Annotated in this window: 15 protein-coding genes and 1 tRNA gene; 15 read left to right on the top strand and 1 reads right to left on the bottom strand. The window is 68.6% G+C overall.

Annotation, left to right across the window (positions count from 1 at the left end; translation table 11 throughout):
• Positions 1 to 51 precede the first annotated feature (51 nt).
• From MKK52_RS06325 to MKK52_RS06310, 5 genes are all read left to right on the top strand, one after another.
• Entirely contained in the window at positions 52 to 3,156 is a 3,105-nt protein-coding gene (locus MKK52_RS06325; protein ID WP_243953001.1) for an efflux RND transporter permease subunit, read from the top strand.
• 72 nt (positions 3,157 to 3,228) lie between these two features.
• Positions 3,229 to 3,363, top strand: a complete 135-nt coding sequence (locus MKK52_RS26875) for a hypothetical protein (protein WP_279597657.1) — start codon at positions 3,229 to 3,231, stop codon at positions 3,361 to 3,363.
• A 322-nt stretch (positions 3,364 to 3,685) separates the two neighbouring features.
• The gene (locus tag MKK52_RS06320) at positions 3,686 to 4,039 is read left to right on the top strand and encodes a hypothetical protein (protein WP_243952963.1); all 354 of its coding nucleotides are present in this window, start codon (positions 3,686 to 3,688) and stop codon (positions 4,037 to 4,039) included.
• Positions 4,036 to 4,887, top strand: a complete 852-nt coding sequence (locus tag MKK52_RS06315) for a hypothetical protein (protein WP_243952962.1) — start codon at positions 4,036 to 4,038, stop codon at positions 4,885 to 4,887. Before MKK52_RS06320 ends, MKK52_RS06315 begins: the two co-directional genes overlap by 4 nt.
• Positions 4,863 to 5,405 carry a hypothetical protein gene (locus MKK52_RS06310; protein ID WP_243952961.1) on the top strand — a complete coding sequence of 181 codons (543 nt, stop codon included), beginning with the start codon at positions 4,863 to 4,865 and terminating at the stop codon, positions 5,403 to 5,405. The genes MKK52_RS06315 and MKK52_RS06310 overlap by 25 nt, the downstream gene beginning before the upstream one ends.
• An 11-nt stretch (positions 5,406 to 5,416) precedes the next feature.
• Here the strand turns inward: MKK52_RS06310 and MKK52_RS06305 are convergent.
• Positions 5,417 to 5,491: transfer RNA gene (locus tag MKK52_RS06305), tRNA-Val, on the bottom strand.
• Between the two features lie 304 nt (positions 5,492 to 5,795).
• On the opposite strand from MKK52_RS06305, the gene MKK52_RS06300 reads away from it, so the two are divergent.
• From MKK52_RS06300 to scpA, 10 genes are all read left to right on the top strand, one after another.
• Complete coding sequence (locus tag MKK52_RS06300) at positions 5,796 to 6,842, top strand: hypothetical protein (RefSeq protein WP_243952960.1); 1,047 nt, start codon at positions 5,796 to 5,798, stop codon at positions 6,840 to 6,842.
• 2 nt (positions 6,843 to 6,844) lie between these two features.
• Complete coding sequence (locus MKK52_RS06295; RefSeq protein WP_243952959.1) at positions 6,845 to 8,944, top strand: glycosyltransferase family 2 protein; 2,100 nt, start codon at positions 6,845 to 6,847, stop codon at positions 8,942 to 8,944.
• Positions 8,945 to 8,972: 28 nt separating this feature from the next.
• Entirely contained in the window at positions 8,973 to 11,132 is a 2,160-nt protein-coding gene (locus MKK52_RS06290; protein ID WP_243952958.1) for a glycosyltransferase family 2 protein, read from the top strand.
• A gap of 151 nt (positions 11,133 to 11,283) precedes the next feature.
• Positions 11,284 to 12,627: an MFS transporter gene (locus MKK52_RS06285; protein WP_243952957.1), complete on the top strand. Its 1,344-nt coding sequence runs from the start codon at positions 11,284 to 11,286 to the stop codon at positions 12,625 to 12,627.
• 210 nt (positions 12,628 to 12,837) lie between these two features.
• Positions 12,838 to 13,968 carry a ubiquinol oxidase subunit II gene (cyoA, locus tag MKK52_RS06280; RefSeq protein ID WP_279597667.1) on the top strand — a complete coding sequence of 377 codons (1,131 nt, stop codon included), beginning with the start codon at positions 12,838 to 12,840 and terminating at the stop codon, positions 13,966 to 13,968.
• A gap of 106 nt (positions 13,969 to 14,074) precedes the next feature.
• Positions 14,075 to 16,075 carry a cytochrome o ubiquinol oxidase subunit I gene (gene cyoB, locus MKK52_RS06275; RefSeq protein ID WP_243952955.1) on the top strand — a complete coding sequence of 667 codons (2,001 nt, stop codon included), beginning with the start codon at positions 14,075 to 14,077 and terminating at the stop codon, positions 16,073 to 16,075.
• 4 nt (positions 16,076 to 16,079) lie between these two features.
• Positions 16,080 to 16,712, top strand: coding sequence for a cytochrome o ubiquinol oxidase subunit III (cyoC, locus tag MKK52_RS06270; protein ID WP_243952954.1), 633 nt, complete (start codon positions 16,080 to 16,082; stop codon positions 16,710 to 16,712).
• Positions 16,709 to 17,104: a cytochrome o ubiquinol oxidase subunit IV gene (gene cyoD / locus MKK52_RS06265; protein WP_243952953.1), complete on the top strand. Its 396-nt coding sequence runs from the start codon at positions 16,709 to 16,711 to the stop codon at positions 17,102 to 17,104. The genes cyoC and cyoD overlap by 4 nt, the downstream gene beginning before the upstream one ends.
• Positions 17,105 to 17,112: 8 nt before the next feature.
• Positions 17,113 to 17,865: an SURF1 family protein gene (locus MKK52_RS06260; RefSeq protein ID WP_243952952.1), complete on the top strand. Its 753-nt coding sequence runs from the start codon at positions 17,113 to 17,115 to the stop codon at positions 17,863 to 17,865.
• Positions 17,866 to 17,920: 55 nt separating this feature from the next.
• The gene (gene scpA, locus MKK52_RS06255; protein ID WP_243952951.1) at positions 17,921 to 20,086 is read left to right on the top strand and encodes a methylmalonyl-CoA mutase; all 2,166 of its coding nucleotides are present in this window, start codon (positions 17,921 to 17,923) and stop codon (positions 20,084 to 20,086) included.
• The last annotated feature ends 24 nt before the right edge of the window (positions 20,087 to 20,110 follow it).

Here is a 20,110-nt window from a genome sequence, read left to right as displayed (position 1 = left end):
GGCGGGATCTCGGCGCCGTTCATCCGGTTCCCGGTCGCGACCACGCTCATCATGGTCGGCAACCTGTTCCTCGGGGTGGTGGCCTATCCGCTGCTCGGCGTCGCGCCCCTGCCGCAGGTGGATTTCCCGACCATCCAGGTGACGGCCCAGCTCCCCGGCGCGAGCCCGGAGACGATGGCCTCGTCCGTCGCGCAGCCCCTGGAGCGGCAGTTCTCGCAGATCCCCGGCGTCTCGCAGATGACCTCGACGAGTTCGCTCGGCATCTCGACGGTCACGGTGCAGTTCGACCTGAACCGCAACATCGACGGCGCGGCGAGCGACATCCAGGCGGCGATCAACGCCGCCAGCGGCCAGCTCCCGAAGAACCTGCCGACCCCGCCGACCTACCGCAAGGTGAACCCGGCCGATTCGCCGATCCTGCTGCTGTCGGCGACCTCCGACACCATGCCGCTGATCGACGTGGACGACGCGGTGGACGTGCAACTCGCCCAGCGCATCAGCCAGATCTCCGGCGTCGCGCAGGTGTTCATCGGCGGCCAGCAGAAGCCGGCCGTGCGCATCCAGATCGACCCCGCCAAGCTCGTCGCCAAGGGATTGTCCCTGGAGGACGTGCGCGCGCAGCTGACGCTCACCACCGTCAACAACCCGAAGGGCAGCATCGACGGCGGCAGCCACAGTTACACGATCTACGCCAACGACCAGCTCACCGCCGCGCAGAACTGGAACGACGTTATCATCGCCTATCGCGACGGCGCCCCCCTGCGCGTGCGCGACATCGGCCAGTCGGTCGCCGGCCCGGAGGACACGAAGCAGGCGGGCTGGACCAACGGCAAGCGCGGCATCTTCCTCGTGGTGTTCAAGCAGCCCGGCGCCAACGTCATCGACACGGTGGACAGCATCAAGGAGCAGCTGCCGCGCCTGACCGCCACCCTGCCGACGGCCATCACGATCGGCGTCCTCAGCGACCGGACCCAGACGATCCGCGCCTCGGTGGAGGACGTGCAGTTCACCCTGATCCTGACCATCGCGCTGGTCGTCGGCGTGATCTTCGTCTTCCTGCGCAGCTTCTGGGCGACGGTGATCCCGAGCGTGACCGTGCCGCTGGCCCTGCTCGGCGCCTGCGCGCTGATGTGGATGGCGGGCTACACCCTCGACAACCTCTCCCTGATGGCCCTGACCATCTCGGTCGGCTTCGTGGTGGACGACGCCATCGTCGTCTTGGAAAACATCAGCCGCTACATCGAGGAGGGGATGCGGCCCATGGAGGCCGCGTTCAAGGGCGCGGGCGAGATCGGCTTCACCATCGTCTCGATCTCGGTCTCGCTGATCGCGGTGCTGATCCCCCTCCTCCTGATGGGCGGGATCATCGGCCGCCTGTTCCGGGAATTCGCCGTCGTCCTGTCGATGACCATCGCGGTCTCGGCCTTCGTCTCGCTGACGCTCACGCCGATGATGGCCTCGCGGCTCCTCAAGCCGCATTCGGCCGAGCGCCACGGCCGCCTCTACCGGATGAGCGAAGCCGCGTTCGACGGGCTGCTCGCGGCCTATGCCGACGCGCTGGACGTCGCCCTGCGCTTCCGCCGCGTCACGCTCCTCGTCTTCTTCGCCACGCTGGGGCTGACCGGCTACCTGTTCGTGGCGATCCCGAAGGGCTTCTTCCCGCAGCAGGACACCGGCTTCATGATCGGCGTCACCGAGGCGGGGCAGGACATCTCGTTCTCGGCGATGAAGGCGCTGCAGGAGAAGGTCGGCGCCATCGTCCAGGCCGATCCGGCGGTGGCCGGGCTCGGCATGTCGCTCGGCGGCAACGGGCAGGCGCTCAATTCCGGGCGCATGTACATCGCCCTCAAGCCCCGCGACGAGCGCGACGCCAACGCGTTCCAGGTGATCAGCCGGCTGCGGCCGCAGCTGGAGCGGGTGGAGGGCATCCGCACCTTCATCCAGGCGACCCAGGACGTGCGCACCGGCGGCCGGACCTCGCGGACGCAGTTCGAATACACGCTGCAGGACCCGGACCTCGCCGAGCTGAACACTTGGGCACCGCGCATCCTCGACGCGATGAAGACCCTGCCCGAACTGCGCGACGTCGCCACCGACCAGCAGACACGCGGCACGACGCTCACGCTGTCGATCGACCGCGACGCCGCCTCGCGCTACGGCATCACGCCCCAGCTCATCGACGACACGCTCTACGACGCGTTCGGCCAGCGCCAGATCGCGCAGTACTTCACCCAGCTGAACAGCTACCACGTGGTGATGGAGGTGCTGCCGGCCCTGCAGGGCAGCGTCGAGAGCCTCGACAAGATCTACATCAAGGCGCCGGTCGGCGGCGGGCAGGTGCCGCTGGCGGCCTTCGCCCGCTGGACGACCGATCCAGTGGCGCCGCTCGCCGTGAACCACCAGGGCCAGTTCCCGGCGGTGACGATTAGCTTCAACCTCGCCCCCGACGTGGCGCTGGGACAGGCCACGGAGGCGATCGGCCGGGCGATGCGGGACCTGCAGGTGCCGGCCACCGTGACGAGCGGCTTCCAGGGCACCGCGCAGGCGTTCCAGCAATCGCTCTCGACGGTGCCGCTGCTGATCCTGGCGGCGCTGTTCGTGGTCTACCTGATCCTCGGCATCCTCTACGAGAGCTTCATCCACCCGATCACCATCCTCTCGACCCTGCCCTCCGCGGGCGTCGGCGCCCTGGCAGTGCTGATGGCGGCGGGGTTCGACTTCAGCCTGATCGCCTTGATCGGCATCATCCTCCTCATCGGCATCGTGAAGAAGAACGGCATCATGCTGGTCGACTTCGCCATCGTGGCCGAGCGCGAGGAGGGCCTGACCCCGGAGGTGGCCATCCGGCAGGCGGCGTTGATGCGCTTCCGCCCCATCCTGATGACCACGATGGCGGCCCTGCTCGGCGGCATCCCGCTGATGTTCGCCACCGGCACCGGCTCGGAGATCCGGCAGCCGCTCGGCTACGCCATGGTCGGCGGCCTCGCGGTGAGCCAGATCCTGACGCTCTTCACGACCCCGGTGATCTACATCTACCTCGACCGGCTGGCGCACCGCCTGTCCTTCCGGGACAAGCCGGACGATGTCGACGCGGCCCTCGACGATCCGACGCCGGCGGACCCGCAGGCGCCCCCCGCCCTGCGCGCGGCGGAGTGACCGGCCCTCCCGGCCGTGAACAAAACCCGTCCATCCTCGTTAAGCGGGAAACGCGGAACAGGAGGACCCGGCATGACCAGCAAGTGGATGACCCTCGCGGAGGTGGCGATGTCACGGCAGCTCACGCTCGCCGAGGCGCAGAGGCTCGTCGATGGCAGCAACTGCCCCAAGGCCTTCAAGGCCGCCGGCACCGTCTATCTGATCTGACGCACGCGGCCTGAGCCCAGGCCCGTATCCTCGCAGCCCGCCCGGCCCCCGCCGCGGCGGGCTTTGTCGTTTCCGCGGCCCGCGCGCCAGTATTGGTGCCGCGATTCCATCTCAGGACTCGCCAAAGCTCGGCCATTCGTGTGTTGCGCCGCGATCGTCCGTTAAACTTACCTGTGACTCATCATCGTTAACGACGCTTAAGGGTTGCGACTGATTTCACTTCGGAAGATTAGTGTCATCATGACATTTTATCTGAGTTTTTGTCATGAACTACGTAGGTACGTGCTTTTTCAATGAAGTTGGGCTGTGCCTGTGCAGTCCCGTGACTGCCGGAAGCGGCAATCCTTCATCGAGCCTGTCGGTCGATCATGCCGTCGGCGCCGACCCGCGTCTGTTCCTCTCCGGTTCGCCCCTCGCCGTCACGCGTGCCCTTGCCGCCCCGGCGTCCGGCGGTTTTCAGGATGGGGCTGCGGTGAACCGGACGCCGAGCCGGTCCTTCGGGGCGGTCCTGCTCGAAGTGAGTTCCGGCGGCGGCGGCGGGGCGAGCCTCGGCGGAGGCGGCTCCGGCGGAGCCCCCTCGCCCGAGGTGAATGCCGGCCTCGCCCTGCTCTTGGTCGGGGCGACCGTCGCGATCCTGCGGCGGCGGCGTGATCGCGCAACCCCGCGTGTGGCGTGAGGGTCGCGGCCCTGCGCGGCGGGAGCGCCGCCGCACGGCTCGGAGCGGGCGGCAGCGCCCTGCTGGTCTTCGCCTGCGGCACCGTCCTGTCCGCCGTCGCGCAACGGCACCTGCTCGAAGCCGCGCAGACCGCACAGCGTCTCGTCGAATTCAACATCGGTGAAGCGTTCGGGCTGGCGGCCTGCGTGTCGCTGGTCCTCGCCGGCCCCCGCGCCGTCCTCGGCCGCGGCGACCTCGTGGTCCTGCTTGTGGCCGCGCTGGCGTGGTTCGTGCCGGAGCATCACGGCGTCTACCTGGCCACGACCCTCGCCGGGATGTGGTTCCTCCTCGCGAGACGGTCCGACCGGCTCCTGCGCGACCTCAGCCACATGTGGCTCGCGCTGTCGGTCTACGAACTGTGGGGCAAGTTGCTCTTCAAGCTCGCCTACCAGCTGATCGAGGTGTTCGAGGTCGCCGTCATCCAGCGGTTCGGACGCCTGCTCTTCGACGGCATCGCCGTCGACGGCGCCCGGATCTCCGTGCGCGGCGATTGGTCGGTCGTCCTCCTGGAAGGGTGCTCCTCGTTCCACAACCTGTCGCTGACGGTGCTGATCTGGCTCTCGATCCTGAAGATCGCCCGGCACCCGGCGGATGCGGCGGCCGCCCGCGCCCTCGGCGTGAGCGCCTGCCTCGTGGTCGCCGTCAACGTCACGCGCATCCTGGCGATGCTGCCCTCGCGGGAGGCCTACCTGTTCTGGCACGACGGATCGGGCGCGACCGTGGTGGCGCTGGGCTCCGTCGCGGCCGCCATCGTTCCCATCCTGCTCTGCGTGGAGAGAGGCGCATGCCGGCCCATGCCGCACCGCTGACCCCCTGGGCGCGGGGCGGCCTCGCGCTGCTCTGCGCCCTCGTCGTCGCGTCGGTGGTGGTCCGGGTCGAGGTCTCCCGGCGCCAGGCGCCGCCCGCCCATCGGGACGGCTGGGAAGCCTCCGGCGGCCCCGTCGACCTCGGCATGGGAGGGCTGTGGCCGCGCGCTGCCGCCGGACCCCTCACGATGCGCGTCGCGGAGTGCGCCGCGCCGATCGCGGTCGATTTCGTTGAGGCCAGTCCCTACCAGCCGGATCCGTCCCTCGTCGGCCGTCCCGGGCCGACGGACCATGTCGCCTACGTCTATCGGGGCCGCGTCCTCGACAGCCGGTTCATCACGATCCGCCTCAACGCGATCTATCTCGCGCGGCTGGCCTCGGCGCGGCTGACGGGGGACCGGATGCCGGCCATCGATGAATTGGCCGTGAAGGTCATCGTGCCGGCCGGCTGCCCAATCTCACCGGAGGCGGTGATGGCGATTCTGAGGGCTTCGGCGCCGCCGGGCTCACTTATGCCCTGAGCGTGGACGGATGGTGGAGACGACAGGGATCGAACCTGTGACCTTTCCCATGTCAAGGGAATGCACTACCGCTGTGCTACGTCTCCATCTCGACCGTTCGGATACGAGGAATCCAAACGCTTCGAAACAGTCCAGCCGGATCGAAAGCGTCTCGAAGATTGGCCCGACCCTGTCAAGGGTCTGCCCTTCCACCGAGCGACGAGTCCGGGCCGGCAACCGTTGGGTGCCGGTGGGCGGGGGCTATAGCCGCTGGCGGCGGGGGGCGCAAGCCGGTTTTCCCGATTGCCCGCTGGGGGCGTCTCGTATTGTGGAGACCCGCCCGCTCCTGTAATCCGTCGCCGAGCACCGGCCGAGGCCCGGACCCGGTTCCGGTGGGCTGAGTTTCGGAGCATGCGCTTCCACATCGATTGCGATACGGGCAACCTGATCCAGGGCTGGATCGTGCCGGACAATCCCCTCGCCGTCAGCCGGGTCGCCGTCTCGGCCGGGGGGCGGCGCATCGCGGACGTGCCCGCCGCCCTGGTGGACGAGAACTTCAAGCAGTTCGGCTGGCACTCCACCGGCCAGTGTACCTTCCGCCTCACCGAGGAGGAGGTGCCCGGCATCACGGGGATGGCCGACCTCGAACTCTACGATTCCGACACCAACGTCCGGGTCTACCGCCGCCTGCCCGACGAGGGGATGGTGCAGCAGCGCTTCCTGCTCATCAACACCGGGATCGAGCCCGAGACCACGTTCCAGACGGCCCTGTTCCCGTTCTTCCGGCACAGCCATTTCGGCCTGCACCGGCTGACCGACGAGGTGCTGACCAGCATTCTCGGCAGCCAGATCATGCCCTCGCTGTTCCTGTCCGGGGCGCTGATCGTACCCCGCTACGAGCATTTCATGATGCCGGACATGATGCTCACCAGCATCCTGGTCCAGGATCCCTATGTCGAGATGGCGATGCGGATGCTGTGGCTGCGCAGCCGGGCGGCCGAGGGGGCGGACCCGTCCCGGCGCTGGCGCCTTGGCCCCCTCGCGGAGGCCGCGCTGTTCTCGGCGGATTACGACCTGACCGACCTGCGCAGCCTGAAGCGCTACTTCCGCATGCTGCCCGAGCCGGCCTACCGGCTGCTCTACAACCCGCTGATCCGCCAGCTCGCCACCCGCATGCCGGAGGACCGGCTGTTCCCCGGCCACTCGATCGCCGCCATCGAGGTGATCGCTCGCGTGGGCATCGTCGGCCACCGGGAGCGGTTCGAGGCCTTCGCCTCGACCCTCATCGACCGGCTGGGCCTGGACATCCCCGTCCCCGCCGCCACCCCCCTGCCGGCCGAGACCGTCGCCCTCGCGGAACGGCTCCGCTCGGTGAAGGCGGTGCACGAGATGCTGGTCTATGACGTCGCCCTCACCGATGCGGTGAAGGACACGGTCGACAAGATCTGGAAGGCGTGAGGATGGCCCTCGCCGAGGGGCCGGACGGCCTGCGCCTGCCGGTCGCGTCCCTGCGTGGCCGCTGGGTCGACCTGCGCTTCGCGGACGATCCGGCCGCCGAGGCGGTGGGCTTCGCCCTGGCCTTCATCGGCCCGCACGGGCGTCCCGGCACGCTGCTGCACGAGGAATCCCTCGGCGGCGGCGCCTACCTCTGGACCGGGCGGGTGCCGCCGGAGGCGGTGGAACTGAGGATCAGCACCCGTCTCGGCCGGATGCCCGCCTCCCTGCGGGATGCGCGCCTGCGCCGCCTCGCCCGGCCGTTCCTGATGCTGCGCGCCCTCCGGCGGGCCCCCGGCCTCTCGCTCACGGCGCTGAAATGGCGCCTCCTCGGCAAGAAGGTCCGCGCCCGGGGCCTGATGGAGCGCGCCCTGAACGGCCGCCGGGAGACCGGCTATCCCCGCTGGATCGCGGCCCATCGGCGGCGCGGGCCGGAATGGGCCGCCCTCGCCGCCGAGATCGCCACATGGCGCGAGCCGCCCCTCGTGTCGGTGCTGATGCCGGTCCACAACCCCGCCCCCAAGGTGCTGCGGGCCGCCCTCGCCTCCCTGCGCGCGCAGATCTACCCCCATTGGGAGCTCTGCGCCGTCGACGACGCCTCGACCGATCCGGCGGTCGCGCGCCTCCTCGCCCGCGCCGCCGCCGCCGATCCGCGCATCCGCGTCCATCGGCGGGGGGAGAACGGCCACATCGCGCGGGCCACCAACGACGCGCTGGCCATGGCCGGCGGCGCGTGGTGCGCCTTCATGGACCACGACGACGTCCTCGCCGCCGACGCCCTCTACGAAGTCGTCCGCGCGGCCCGCGAGGATCCCGGCCTCGTCCTCGTCTACAGCGACGAAGACAAGATCGACGGGCGGGGGCGCCGGTTCGAGCCGCATTTCAAGGCGGATTTCGACCGGGAACTGCTCTACGGCCAGAACTACATCAACCACCTCACGGCGATGCGCACCGACGCCCTGCGGGCGACGGGGGGCCTGCGCCCCGGCTTCGAGGGCAGCCAGGACCACGACTTGCTCCTGCGCCTGACGGCGGGGCTCGACCCGGCGCGCATCCGCCACGTGCCGCGGGTGCTCTACCATTGGCGCGCGGCGGGGGGCTCCGGCACCTTCTCCGACCGGGCGCTGGCCAGAAGCGAGGCGGCGCGGCTGCGCGCCCTGGAGGAGGCGGCCGCCCCCCTCGGCGCCCGCGCCGAGCGCGGGCCGGAGGGGTTCAACCGCCTCGTCCACCCCCTGCCCTCGCCCCCGCCGAAGGTCTCGGTGATCATCCCGACCCGCGACCGGGCGGACCTGCTGGCGGTGACCCTCGACGGGCTGCTCGGCGCCACCGACTACCCGGACATCGAGGTGGTGATCGTCGACAACGACAGCTGCGAACCCGCCACGGCGGCCCTGTTCGCGGGCCTCTCGGCCGAGCCCCGGGTGCGGGTGGTGCCCGTGCCCGGCCCGTTCAACTTCTCCGACCTGTCGAACCGGGGCGCGGCGGCGGCGACCGGCCCGGTCCTGCTGTTCCTTAACAACGACATCGAGGTGATCGAGCCGGGCTGGCTCACCGAGATGGTGCGGCAGGCGGCGCGGCCGAAGATCGGGGCGGTGGGCGCCAAGCTGCTCTACCCCGACCGGACGATCCAGCACGGGGGCATCGTACTCGGCATCGACGGCGTCGCCGGCCACAGCCATCTCGCCATGCCGGATGCCGATCCCGGCTATTTCGCGCGCATGGTGCTGGCCCACGAGGTCTCGGCGGTGACGGGCGCCTGCCTCGCGCTGCGCGCCACGGTGTTTGCGGAGGTCGGGGGGTTCGACGCGCAGGCGCTCAAGGTCGCCTTCAACGACGTCGATCTCTGCCTGCGGATCCGCGAGGCCGGCTACCGGATCGTCTGGACGCCCTTCGCCAAGCTGATCCACCACGAATCGAAGAGCCGCGGCCCCGAGGACACCCCCGAGAAGAAGGCGCGGTTTGAGGCCGAGACACGGGTGATGCTCGGCCGCTGGGGCGCGCAGCTGCGCGCCGATCCCTATTACAACGTCAACCTGTCCCGGAACTCGGCCCATTACCGGGTGTGATGCCGCGACCCCAACCGAAGAGCGCAGGATGGTCACGAGGCCGCTGAAGCGATGGCTGCGCAGGCTGCTCGGGACCGCCAAGCCCCCGCCGGGCGTGGTCGGCCATGTCGACATCGCCTGCGAGACCTTCGTGAAGGGCTGGGCCCTCGACACCGCCGACCGTGACCGGGCCATCGGGATCGAGATCCTCCATCACGGCGCCGTGGTGGCGCGCGGTGCCACAGACATCGCCCGCGACGACGTCGCCAAGGCGGGGCACGGCAAGCTCCTCACCGGCTTCCGCCTCGACCTGCCGGCCGGGATCGCCTTCGCGGCCGGGGACACGGTGGAGATCCGCGACGCGGCGACGGGCCGGCCGATCCTCGGAAGCCCCGTGCGGATCGACGTCAACCCGAACTTCGTCCGCTTCCGCGACCGCCTGAGATCCGTGCCGGCGGCGACGGCGGCGCGGTTCATGCGCCGCCACGGCCGGGCCGACGCCCCCGCCATCAGCGTGATCATGCCGGTCTACAACACGCCGACCACGTGGCTCGAACAGGCCATCGCCAGCGTCACCGCCCAGTGGTACGGGCGCTGGGAACTGGTCTGCGTCGACGATTGCTCCACGGCGCCGGACACGGCCGCGATCCTCGCCCGCCACGCGGCGGCCGATCCCCGCATCACGATCGTCAGGACCGCCACGAACGGTGGGATCGCCAAGGCCACGAATGCCGGCGTCGCGGCGGCCTCGCATGACATCGTCGCCTTCATGGACCACGACGACGTGCTGGAGCCCTCGGCCCTCCATGCGATGGCGATGGCCTTCCTGCGGGAGGAGGTCGATCTCGCCTACAGCGACGAGGTCGTGACCGACGAGAACATCGACCATTTCCTCGAATTCTCAGGCCGCCCCGCCCTCTCCTTCGATTATTACCTCTGCCACCCCTACTTCGTGCACTTCGTGGCTTGCCGGAAGGCCCTCGTCCACGCGGCCGGCGGCTTCGACGAGAGCCTGCCGGTCTCGCAGGACGTGGATTTCGTCCTGCGCGCGCTGGAGCGGGCCCGGGCGGTCGCGCATATGCCGCTGTTCCTCTACCGCTGGCGGACGCACCGCACGAGCACCGGCCACGGCAAGGCGGACCAGGTCACGGCCAACACCTGCCAAGCGCTGGCGCGATCCCTCGCGCGGGTCCATCCCGGCTGCGCGGTGGTGCCGGGCCACACCTTCAACACCTACCGGGTGATCTGGCCCGACGTGCCGGGCCGGACGCTCATCGTCGTCCCGACCAAGAATGCCCTGGCCTTCCTCAAGACGACCGTCGAGTCGATCGAGCGGCACACCCCGAGGGCCGAGTACGACCTCGTGATCGTCGATCACGAGTCGGACGATCCGGCGACGCGGCGCTATCTCGCGCGGCTGGAGGCCGAGGGGCGGGCGCGCCTCCACCCCTACCGGGGCCGGTTCAACTTCTCGCGCATGAACAACGAGGCCGTGCGGGCCCATGGGGCGCAGGCCCCCTTCGTGCTGTTCCTCAACAACGACGTCGAGATCGTCTCTGACGGCTGGCTCGGGCGGCTGCGGTCCCTTGCCGGGCGGCGGGATGTCGGCGCCGTCGGGCCGATGCTCGTCTACGGCAACGACCTCGTGCAGCATGCCGGCGTCATCGTCGGCTTCAGCGGGCCGGCCGAGCATGCCCTAAAGCTGGTCCCGGCCTATCTCGACCGGGTGCGCAACGCGGGCCCCAACGCCGCCCTCACCTCCACCCGCGACGTCTCCGCCGTCACGGGGGCCTGCCTGATGACGCGGCGCGAGGTCTTCGCGGAGGTGGGCGGCTTCGACGAGACCCTCGACATCGGCTTCAACGACACCGACCTGTGCCTGCGGATCGGCGCGCGCGGATACCGGGTGCTCTACGACGGCGACGTGGTGATCCGGCACTACGAATCCGCCACGCGCAACGCCGCCGAGGCGCTGCTGAAGCACCCCGAGAACACCGCCGCGTTCAAGGCGCGCTGGAAGGAGGCCATCGCCGCGGGCGATCCCTTCTACAACCCGCACTTCGCATCGGAGGGGGCGGACCACGTGCTGCGCCGCAACAGGGCGGACCCGCGGCAGGTTGCACTGCGGGTGACACGGACGGAAGCACCGAACAGAAACGCGACTGCCGACAAAAGCTTGGCCGGATCCGGCGGGCCCGTGCCGGGCTGAGCACATTGTCGCGCGCGAGGCAGCCTCCCCAGGGGGTGAGGTCCAAGCGGAGCCGCTATGCTTGCAATGAAGGTTGCAGTGCGGGCGGACATGCAGCAAGACGCAAGCCCGGTCGGAATCGCAACGGGCGACGGGGGCGGACAGCCGGCGAATGAGCGCGAACACATCCATCTCTTCGACTTCGAGCAGCGGTCTCGAGCGCGACGCACAGCGCGCCATGGGCGACCACCGGGTCGCGCCCAGCGAAATCGCCATGGGCGTCGTCATCGGGCGCGCCTCCGAGTATTTCGACTTCTTCGTGTTCGGCATCGCCTGCGTGCTGGTGTTCCCGAAGGTGTTCTTCCCCTTCGTGAACGCCCATACCGGCACGCTCTACGCCTTCGGCATCTTCGCCCTGGCCTTCGTCGCCCGCCCCTTCGGCACCGCCCTGTTCATGGCGATCGACCGGCGGCACGGACGCGGCGTGAAGCTCACCACCGCCCTCTTCCTCCTCGGCGGCTCCACCGCCGCGATCAGCTTCCTGCCCCGCTACGACTCGATCGGCATTTCCTCGGTCTACCTGCTGGCGGCCCTGCGGGTGATGCAGGGTCTCGCGCTCGGCGGCGCCTGGGACGGCCTCGCCTCGCTGCTGGCCCTCAACGCCCCTAAGGAGCGGCGCGGCTGGTACGCCATGATCCCCCAGCTCGGCGCGCCGATCGGCTTCATGGTGGCCAGCGCCCTGTTCTCGTTCTTCCTGGTGAACCTCTCGGCGGAGGACTTCATCGACTGGGGCTGGCGCTTCCCGTTCTACTGCGCCTTCACCATCAACGTCGTGGCGCTGTTCGCCCGCCTGCGCCTCGTGGCGACGGACGAGTTCGCCCGCATGATGGACAGTGACCGGCTGCAGCCGGTGCCGGTGCTGGACCTGTTCCGCCACCACCTGAAGGACGTGCTGCTCGGCGCCTTCGTGCCGCTGGCCGCCTTCGCCCTGTTCCACCTCGTGACGATCTTCCCGATCGCGTGGCTCACCCTCAACAACACCGACCGGTCGCCGGGCGAGTTCCTGATGGTGCAGTTCTCCGGGGCGATCATCTGCGCGGGCGCCGTCGCTGCCTCCGGGCTGATCGCCGACCAGATCGGCCGTCGCTCCGCCCTCATCATGAGCGCCGGGCTGATCGCCCTGTTCGCCTTCGGCTCGATCCTCGCGCCGCTGCTGTTCGGCGAGAGCGCCATCGGCCAGACCATCTATGTGACCACCGGCTTCATGCTGCTGGGCCTCGCCTACGGGCAATCCTCCGGCGCGGTCACCGCCCGCCTCGGCAAGCGCTACCGCTACACCGGCGCGGCGCTGACTTCGGATTTCGCGTGGCTGTTCGGCGCGGGCTTCGCCCCGCTGGTCGCCCTCTACCTGTCGGAGCAGTTCGGCCTCGCCGTCGTCGGCGTGTACCTGCTCTCCGGCGCGGTCTGCTCCCTGGCCGCGCTGTTCATCGACCGGTCCGAGTTGCGCCAAATGTGAGACCCGGCCGCGCCTTCCGGGTGCGGCCGTGCCGCCAAATTGTGTGAGGGGCCGGGTCCGCCGGCCGGCGATGCCGCGCCTGCGGCACGGGATGACGAGACGAGAGCAGTGAGTTCTTCGACCCTTCGACCGGACCGGACGACCCTGGCCGACACCCGGCGGCGCAGCCTCCTGCGCCGCTGCGTGCCCCTGATCGCGCTGCCGCCGCTGATGACCCTGCTCGGCGGCTGCAACCTCGTGGTGATGCAGCCGGCGGGCTTCATCGCCGAGCAGCAGCGCAACCTCGTCCTGGCCTCCACCGGCCTGATGCTGCTCATCATCGTGCCGGTGATCGCCTGCACCCTGTTCTTCGCGTGGCACTTCCGGGCGACGAACGAGGACGCGGTCTACGATCCTGAGTGGCACCACTCGACCCAGCTCGAGGTGTTGATCTGGACGGCGCCGCTCCTCATCATCATCGCGCTGGGCGCCCTGACCTGGATCGGCACCCACACCCTCGATCCGTTCCGGCCCCTGACCCGCCTGGACGCCAAGCGCGAGCTGCCGGCCAATGTCGAGCCGCTGCAGGTCGAGGCGATCGCCATGGATTGGAAGTGGCTGTTCCTCTACCCGCAATACGGGATCGCCACGGTCAACGAGCTGGCTATCCCGGTGGACCGGCCGGTGACCTTCAAGATCACCGCGACCGACGTGATGAACACGTTCTACGTGCCGACGCTGGCCGGCATGATCTACGCCATGCCCGGCATGGAGACGAAGCTCCACGCGGTGGTCAACAAGGCCGTCGATTCGGAGGGCCGCTCGGCGCATTACAGCGGCGCCGGCTTCTCCAACATGTTCTTCAAGTTCCGCGGCGTGGCGGACAAGGACTTCGACGCCTGGGTCGCCAAGACCAAGGCCGAGGGGTCCGACCTCAACCAGGACGCCTATCTGAAGCTCTCCGAGCCGACGGAGTCCGAGCCGGCCCGCTACTACAAGTCCTATGCCGAGGGCCTCTACGGCAAGATCGTCGGCCTGTGCACGCGGCCCGGCCAGATGTGCATGTCGGAGATGATGGCCATCGACGCCCGGGGCGGCCAGTCCGGCCCGGAGGGCGAGGAGAACTACAAGCGGCTGCAATACGACAACCATTTCGCCCGGGAAGGCCACGAGGCGCCGGGCGCGACGGGGCCGGCCTCCGGGACCGGGCCGCATGGACAGACACAGCCGGAGGGCATGAAGCCGCGCCCCGACATGGGCAACCCCGACTCGCGTGCCCCCGAGCCTGATAAAGCAAAGCCTGAGACCGGAAGCGGTTCGCCCGACGGCGGGCAGATCGCTCCCAAGCAAATCAGTCAGTGACGCCACTCAGCCAGTGACGAAGTGAACCAGTGAGGCGGGCCGGCGCGAAGGATATCTTAGATCCAACGCGACGGTCGCCTTCGAACCTTCTGAACGGTCGGATTCAATGTTCGATAACGTCAATCTCCAGCAGCTAATCTTCGGTCGGTTTACGCTCGACCAGATTCCGTATCACGAGCCGATCCTCATCGGCACCTTCGCCGGCGTGGCGGTGGTGGGCTTGGCCGTGCTCGCCACGATCACCTATTTCCGCTTCTGGGGACCCCTGTGGCGGGATTGGGTGACGTCGATCGACCACAAGAAGATCGGCATCATGTACTGCATCTTCGCGCTGATCATGCTGCTGCGTGGCTTCGCCGACGCGCTCATGATGCGCGCGCAGCAATCCATCGCCTTCGGCGACCAGCAGGGCTTCCTGCCGCCCCACCACTACGATCAGATCTTCACCGCCCACGGGATGATCATGATCTTCTTCGTGGCGATGCCGTTCGTCACGGGGCTCATGAACTTCGCCGTGCCGCTGCAGATCGGCGCCCGCGACGTGGCCTTCCCGTTCCTGAACAACTTCAGCTTCTGGATGACCGTGTCCGGCGGCATGCTGGTGATGGTCTCGCTCTTCATCGGCGAGTTCTCCCGTGCCACCTGGCTCGCCTACCCGCCCCTGTCGGGGGCGGCGATGAGCCCCGGTGTCGGCGTCGACTACTACATCTGGGCGTTGCAGATCGCCGGTGTGGGCACGACGCTCTCGGGCATCAACCTGATCGCGACCATCGTGAAGATGCGCGCGCCGGGCCTGACCATGATGAAGCTGCCGATCTTCGTGTGGTCGTCGCTCTGCACGAACATCCTGATCGTGGCCGCCTTCCCGATCCTCACCGCCGTTCTCGTGCTCCTGTCCCTCGACCGCTACCTGGGGTTCCACTTCTTCACGAACGACCTCGGCGGCAACTCGATGCTGTACTTCAACCTCATCTGGATTTGGGGTCACCCGGAAGTCTACATCCTGATCCTGCCGGCCTTCGGCGTGTTCTCGGAGATCACCTCGACCTTCTGCGGCAAGCGGCTGTTCGGCTACACCTCGATGGTCTACGCGCTGGTGGTCATCACCATCCTCGCCTACCTCGTGTGGCTGCACCACTTCTTCACCATGGGCTCGGGCGCCGACGTGAACTCGTTCTTCGGGATCACGACGATGATCATCTCGATCCCGACGGGCGCGAAGATCTTCAACTGGATGTTCACGATGTACCGTGGCCGCATCCGGTTCGAGGTGCCGATGATGTGGGTGGTGGCGTTCATCGTCACCTTCGTCATCGGCGGCATGACGGGCGTGCTGCTCGCCGTGCCCCCGGCCGACTTCGTGCTCCACAACTCGCTGTTCCTGATCGCCCACTTCCACAACGTGATCATCGGCGGCGTGCTGTTCGGCATGTTCGCGGGCGTCACCTTCTGGTTCCCGAAGGCGTTCGGCTTCAAGCTGGACGAGTTCTGGGGGAAGATGTCCCTGGGCTTCTGGGTCACCGGCTTCTACGTCGCCTTCATGCCGCTCTACGTGCTCGGCCTGATGGGCGTGACCCGCCGGATGCAGCATTTCGACGACCCGTCGCTGCAGCCCTGGTTCATGGTCGCGGCCTTCGGCGCGGTGCTCATCGCCTGCGGCATCGGCAGCCAGATCATGATGTTCGTGGTCTCGATCCGCCGCCGCGAGGAGCTGCGCGATCTGACGGGCGACCCGTGGGGTGGCCGGACGCTCGAATGGTCGACCTCGTCGCCGCCGCCGGACTACAACTTCGCCTTCACGCCGGTGGTGCACGATTCCGACGCGTGGTGGGACATGAAGGCCCGCGGCTTCAGCCGGCCGACCGGCGGCTACCAGCCGATCCACATGCCCAAGAACACGGCGACGGGGGCGATCCTGGCGGCGCTGAGCTTCATCTGCGGCTTCGCCATGGTCTGGTACATCTGGTGGCTCGCCGCCCTGTCCTTCGTGGCCCTGATCGTCACGGCCATCGTCCACACCTTCAACTACGACCGCGAGTACTACATCCCCGCCGAGACGGTCTCGCGGGAAGAGGCCAAGCGGATGCGCGAACTGGAGCTGGCGTAATCCGATGATGCACACCGACACCGCACCGCCCGGTACGGCTGCGCCGGTCTTCTACGTCACCGACGAGGAAGGCCACCACAGCGAAGGCTCGACGATGCTCGGGTTCTGGCTGTACCTGATGAGCGACTGCCTGATCTTCGCGACCCTGTTCGCGACGTATGGCGTGCTCGGGCGCAACTACGCGGCGGGGCCTTCGCAGAAGGACCTGTTCGACCTTACGGGCATCGCGGTGAACACCGCGATGCTGCTGTTCTCCTCCATCACCTATGGCTTCGCCATGCTGGAGATGGACAAGGACAACCAGCGCCGGACGCAGCTGTGGCTGGCCGTCACCGGCCTGTTCGGCGTCGCCTTCGTGGCGCTGGAAATCCGTGAGTTCGTCCACCTGTTCCACGAGGGCGCGCCCCCGTGGCGCAGTGCCTTCCTCTCCTCGTTCTACACCCTGGTCTCGACCCACGGGCTGCACGTCTCGTTCGGCATCCTCTGGCTCGTCACCCTGATGATCCAGGTCCAGAAGTACGGGCTGGTGGCGGCCAACAAGCGCCGCCTGATGTGCCTGTCGATGTTCTGGCACTTCCTCGACCTGATCTGGATCGGGGTGTTCACCGTCGTCTACCTGATAGGAGTGCTCGAATGAGCGCGGATGCCACCCACGCTCACGGGTCCCACGAGCACGACCACGTCCACACCGAGGGCGGCCACGGCAGCGTGAAGGCCTACGTGACGGGCTTCGTCCTGTCCGTGATCCTGACGGTGATCCCGTTCTGGCTGGTGATGGGCAACACCCTCGACAACAGCCTCGTCACGACGCTGGTGGTGCTGGTCCTCGGCGGCGTGCAGATGGTCGTGCACCTCGTCTACTTCCTGCACATGAACACGAAGTCCGAGGGCGGCTGGACCTTCATGGCGATGATTTTCACCGTCACGCTGGTCGCCATCATGCTCTCCGGCTCGGTGTGGGTCATGTACCACATGAACCGGAACATGATGCCGGCGGCCCACCACGAGCTGCTGCAAAAGATGCGGTGACGGGCTCCGTGCCACGTCCCGGGGGCGGCCGTGCCGCTCCCACGCCGCTCCGCCGGGTCGTCTTCGGCCTCGGGGCGGCGTTCGTGTTCCTGACCCTCCTCGGCCTCGGGACGTGGCAGGTCCAGCGCCGCGCCTGGAAGCTCGACCTGATCGCCCGGACGGAGGCGCGGGTCCACGCGCCCGCCGTACCGGCGCCCTCCCCCGCCGCGTGGGCCCAGGTCGGCCCCGACGACGCCTACCGGCACGTCACCCTCTCCGGCCAGCTCCTCAACGACCGGGAAACCCTGGTCCAGGCGGTGACCGAGTACGGCGCCGGCTTCTGGGTGCTCACGCCCCTGCGGCGGGAGGACGGGAGCCTCGTCCTCGTGAACCGCGGCTTCGTGCCGGGGGATCGGAAGGATCCGGCGAGCCGGCCCGACGGGCAGGTCGCGGGGCCGGTGACGGTCACGGGCCTCCTGCGCCTCACCGAACCCGGCGGCGCCTTCCTCCGCGCGAACGATCCGGCGGCGAATCGCTGGTACTCGCGGGACGTCGCCGCCATCGCCGCCGCCCGGGGGCTCTCCGATGTCGCCCCCTATTTCGTGGATGCCGACGCCGCGCCGAATCCCGGCGGGCTTCCCATCGGCGGCCTGACCGTGGTGTCCTTCCCGAACAACCACCTCGTCTATGCGGTCACATGGTACGGGCTGGCGCTGATGCTCGGCGGGTTCTTTGTCTATCGCCGTGTCACGCGGCGCCAGAGCCCGTCTTTCGGGGAGTAGCCCGCGCCGAAGGCGGGGCTATAATGGCCTGACAAGAACGGACACGAGTCACGCCATGACCTCCCGCATCCCGGATTTCGCCACGTTGCCCTTGTCCGGCGATCCGCTGGCCGTCGCGGCTCCCCCCATGGGCGAGCCGTGGATGACGCCCGAGGGCATCCCGGTGAAGGGCCATTACGGGCCGCAGGACCGGGAGGGCATCGAGTTCCTAAACACCTGGCCGGGCCTCGCGCCGTTCCTGCGCGGCCCCTACCCGGCCATGTTCGTGACCCAGCCCTGGACGATCCGGCAATATGCCGGCTTCTCCACGGCCGAGGATTCGAACGCCTTCTACCGGCGCAACCTTGCGGCGGGGCAGAAGGGCCTGTCCGTCGCCTTCGACCTCGCGACCCACCGGGGCTACGATTCCGACCATCCTCGCGTCTCCGGCGATGTCGGCATGGCGGGCGTGGCGATCGATTCGATCTACGACATGCGCACGCTCTTCTCGGGCATCCCGCTCGACGAGATGACCGTGTCGATGACGATGAACGGCGCGGTGCTGCCGATCCTCGCCCTCTACATCGTCGCCGCCGAGGAGCAGGGCGTGCCGCCGAGCAAGCTCGCGGGCACGATCCAGAACGACATCCTCAAGGAGTTCATGGTCCGCAACACCTACATCTATCCCCCCAAGGGATCGATGCGGATCATTTCGGACATCTTCGCCTACACGTCGAAGAACATGCCCAAGTTCAATTCGATCTCGATTTCCGGCTACCACATGCAGGAAGCCGGGGCGACGAACGACCTCGAACTCGCCTACACGCTGGCGGACGGCGTCGAGTACATCAAGGCGGGCCTCGCGGCCGGGCTGACCATCGACCAGTTCGCCCCGCGCCTGTCGTTCTTCTGGGCGATCTCGACCAACTTCTTCATGGAGGTCGCCAAGATGCGGGCGGCCCGGCTGATCTGGGCGAAGCTCGTCAAGGAATTCGATCCGAAGTCGGACAAGTCCCTGGCGCTTCGCACCCATTCGCAGACGTCGGGCTGGTCGCTCACCGCGCAGGACGTGTTCACCAACGTCACCCGCACCAACATCGAGGCGATGGCGGCGACGCAGGGCGGCACCCAGTCGCTGCACACCAACGCGCTGGACGAGGCGCTGGCCCTGCCGACCGACTTCTCGGCCCGCATCGCCCGCAACACCCAGCTGTTCCTGCAGCAGGAGAGCGGCACCACCCGGATCGTCGATCCGTGGGGCGGCTCCTACTACGTCGAGAAGCTCACCGCCGACATGGTGGCCCGCGCCTGGGAGCATATCCGCGAGGTCGATTCGCTGGGCGGCATGGCCAAGGCGATCGAGGCCGGCATCCCCAAGCTGCGCATCGAGGAGGCCGCCGCCCGCGCCCAGGCGCGGATCGATTCCGGCCGCCAGACCATCGTCGGCGTGAACAAGTTCCGGGCCGACGACGAGATGGCGATCGAGCTGCTGCGGGTCGACAACGGCAATGTCCGCCGGCTGCAGATTGACAAGCTGAAGCGCCTGCGCTCCGAGCGCGACGAGGCCGAGGTCTCGGCCCGCCTCGACGCCCTGACGAAGGCCGCCGAGGGCAGCGGCAACCTGCTCGAACTTGCCGTGGACGCGGCCCGCGCCAAGGCGACGGTGGGCGAGATTTCCGAGGCTTTGGAGAAGGCCTGGGGCCGCCACCGGGCGGAAATCCGCTCGATCTCCGGGGTCTACAAGCGCGAGGTGGGACACATGTCGCCGGTGGTCGAGGAAGTGCGCACCCTGGTCGAGGCCTTCGAGGAATCGGATGGGCGCCGCCCCCGCATCCTCGTCGCCAAGATGGGCCAGGACGGGCATGATCGCGGCCAGAAGGTGATCGCCTCGGCCTTCGCCGATCTGGGCTTCGACGTGGATATCGGGCCGCTCTTCGCCACCCCGGCCGAGGCCGCGCGGCAGGCGGTGGAGAACGACGTGCACATCGTCGGCGTCTCGTCGCTGGCGGCGGGCCACCTCACCCTGGTGCCGGAGCTGAAGGCGGCGCTGGCCGAGCAGGGCCGGGACGACGTGATGATCGCGGTGGGCGGCGTCATCCCGCCGGGGGATTACGATGCGCTGCGCGCGGCCGGCGCCTCCGCGATCTTCCCGCCGGGCACGGTCATCGCCGAGGCGGCGGTGCACCTGATCCGCGAGCTGAACGCGCGGCTTGGCTACGAGACGCGGGAAGCGGCGGAGTGAGGGACGCGCCCCGCCCGCCGAAGC

Origin of the sequence: Methylobacterium sp. J-067 (genome assembly GCF_022829465.1) — a bacterium.
In the GTDB taxonomy this organism is placed as follows: domain Bacteria; phylum Pseudomonadota; class Alphaproteobacteria; order Rhizobiales; family Beijerinckiaceae; genus Methylobacterium; species Methylobacterium litchii.
The sequence above is the reverse complement of the archived record's forward strand: the minus strand, read 5'-3'. Positions and strand labels throughout refer to the sequence as shown.

Excerpts from the sequence above, each read along its gene's own strand:
- MKK52_RS06285 (WP_243952957.1), top strand. The coding sequence starts at position 11,284 with ATGAGCGCGAACACATCCATCTCTTCGACTTCGAGCAGCGGTCTCGAG.
- MKK52_RS26875 (WP_279597657.1), top strand. The coding sequence starts at position 3,229 with ATGACCAGCAAGTGGATGACCCTCGCGGAGGTGGCGATGTCACGGCAG.
- MKK52_RS06290 (WP_243952958.1), top strand. The coding sequence starts at position 8,973 with ATGGTCACGAGGCCGCTGAAGCGATGGCTGCGCAGGCTGCTCGGGACC.
- scpA (WP_243952951.1), top strand. The coding sequence starts at position 17,921 with ATGACCTCCCGCATCCCGGATTTCGCCACGTTGCCCTTGTCCGGCGAT.
- MKK52_RS06300 (WP_243952960.1), top strand. The coding sequence starts at position 5,796 with ATGCGCTTCCACATCGATTGCGATACGGGCAACCTGATCCAGGGCTGG.
- cyoB (WP_243952955.1), top strand. The coding sequence starts at position 14,075 with ATGTTCGATAACGTCAATCTCCAGCAGCTAATCTTCGGTCGGTTTACG.
- MKK52_RS06325 (WP_243953001.1), top strand. The coding sequence starts at position 52 with ATGGTCGGCAACCTGTTCCTCGGGGTGGTGGCCTATCCGCTGCTCGGC.
- cyoA (WP_279597667.1), top strand. The coding sequence starts at position 12,838 with ATGACCCTGCTCGGCGGCTGCAACCTCGTGGTGATGCAGCCGGCGGGC.
- MKK52_RS06295 (WP_243952959.1), top strand. The coding sequence starts at position 6,845 with ATGGCCCTCGCCGAGGGGCCGGACGGCCTGCGCCTGCCGGTCGCGTCC.
- cyoC (WP_243952954.1), top strand. The coding sequence starts at position 16,080 with ATGATGCACACCGACACCGCACCGCCCGGTACGGCTGCGCCGGTCTTC.
- MKK52_RS06310 (WP_243952961.1), top strand. The coding sequence starts at position 4,863 with ATGCCGGCCCATGCCGCACCGCTGACCCCCTGGGCGCGGGGCGGCCTC.
- cyoD (WP_243952953.1), top strand. The coding sequence starts at position 16,709 with ATGAGCGCGGATGCCACCCACGCTCACGGGTCCCACGAGCACGACCAC.